We start from the raw sequence: 1,056 nt of genomic DNA on the forward strand, positions 1-1,056 counted from the left end.
AGCCACCGACGCCACCACCCCACGCACCTGCTCCTGCGCCCGACCCAACGCCGCAGCCATCCGGGCCACCTCGTCGTCGCCTCCGACGCGGGCGCGAGCGGTGAGGTCTCCGCGGGCCATCGCCTCCAACGCCTCGTGCACGCGGCGCACCCGGCGCACGATGCCGTTCGACACCCGAGAAGCGAGCAGTGCGACACCCGCGACCGACAGCAGCACGGCTGCGGCGACGAGCAGCTGGGCCGTCCAGGCCGCCTGCGAGGCAGCCTCCACCTCGGCGGCCGAGCGCTTGCGCACCGACTCCGCGAGGGCATCGGTCTCGTCGTTGATGTGGTAGTACGTCGCGCGCTCCGGCCCGCCGATCATCGCCTCGGCGCGGTCGACCGAGAGCGGATCACCGAGCGAGTAGAGGTCCTTGATGGCATCGTCGGTGGAGAAGAACTCGTTCCACAGCACGCTGATCCGCGCCAGCGCCGACCGTTCGCCGGCGGTCATCGACCGCTGCGGCATGGCCGCCAGCGTCTCGCGCAGCTGCTGGGTGGCCTTGAGGTAGCCGGCCCGGTTCGCGCTGGTGTCCGCGACCGCCTTCTGCGGGCCGCTGCGCCGCGCGTCCCAGGCGTAGGCCGTCTGCCATCTCCCGATGTCGGCGTTGAAGAACCGGACCTGCTGCAGCTGAGTCGACAGCTGCTGCAGGGTGTCGAGCCGGTGGGCACCGGCCTCCAGCCGGCTCAGCGCCACCGCAGACGCCCCTCCGACGACGAGAGCGCCGAGCACGCCGACCAGTCCGGCCGCGAGGATGCGCGGCCGCAGACCGATGCGACGCCTCCCTGCGTGACGGACCAGCGTCGTGGCACGATCCGCGACAGCGCGGGCCCCCCCAGCTATCGCGCGAGGACGCGAAGCGGTCCGCGCCGTCGGTGCCTGCTCCTGCTGGCTCATCGCGGCCCTTCCGTGGTCCGGTGCTCGCCGGCGAACGACGCTGTTCGCCGGCGACTCGTCAGTAGGTGAAGCGGGCGATCTGGGTGCGCAGCTCGGCAGCCATGGCCGACAGCTCACCCA

At 72.4% G+C, this 1,056-nt stretch carries 1 protein-coding gene; it reads right to left on the reverse strand.

The window, feature by feature from the left end:
* On the reverse strand, positions 1-771 hold a 771-nt coding region (locus tag ASD06_RS04695; RefSeq protein WP_162248040.1), incomplete at its 3' end, for a HAMP domain-containing protein.
* Positions 772-1,056: the final 285 nt, after the last annotated feature.

The sequence above is a fragment of the Angustibacter sp. Root456 genome, assembly GCF_001426435.1.
In the GTDB taxonomy this organism is placed as follows: Bacteria; Actinomycetota; Actinomycetes; order Actinomycetales; family Angustibacteraceae; genus Angustibacter.